Origin of the sequence: Marinobacter sp. EN3, from assembly GCF_000475315.1 — a bacterium.
Classification (GTDB): Bacteria; Pseudomonadota; Gammaproteobacteria; order Pseudomonadales; family Oleiphilaceae; genus Marinobacter; species Marinobacter nauticus.
This window is the reverse complement of record NZ_AXCC01000081.1, coordinates 1-548: the sequence shown is the minus strand read 5'-3', so window position 1 is coordinate 548 and position 548 is coordinate 1. Positions and strand designations below refer to the sequence as shown.

Sequence of the window (548 nt, the reverse complement as noted above, 5' to 3'; positions counted from 1 at the left end):
CCAGCAGTACATTTCGGGGCTGATCATGGGCAGACGCTAGCCTGATCAGAGCTTCTCTCATTTTGATGCTGATTTGATCACCGCCCAGCCAAATACCCCGCCAAAGCCTCAATCTCCTCCTCCGACAAAACCCCAGCCACCCCAATCATCGGCGTACTGTGCTTGGTGGGGTCCATCTCTTTAAACCGCCTCAATGCAATCCCGAGATACTCAGCCGGCTGCCCAGCCAGGCGAGGCATATCTCGGAAACCCTGTGCTTTGTCGCCGTGGCACCCGGCACAGCGAACAGCAAACAGTTTCTCGCCAGCGTCAGTCTTGGCGGGGTCGCCGCCGGTGCGGGGCTTGGCTGTCTGCTGGCTGTAATAAACCGCAATATCAATCCGCTCTTCCAGCGACAACGTTTGCGCTAGCTTGGACATCACATAGTCTTCGCGGGTGCCATCGCGGAATTTCTCGAACTGGTTGAACAGATAAAGGGGGTGCTGGGCGGCCAGGTTGGGAATGTAGTCGCGCTTGCTGTTGCCGTCCTCGCCGTGACAATAGCCACA

At 57.3% G+C, this 548-nt stretch carries 1 protein-coding gene; it reads right to left on the bottom strand.

Features of this window, described 5'->3' with window-relative positions:
- Positions 1-77 precede the first annotated feature (77 nt).
- Positions 78-548, bottom strand: a 471-nt coding sequence (locus tag Q675_RS36350; protein ID WP_023012147.1) for a c-type cytochrome, incomplete at its 5' end; no start/stop codon positions are given.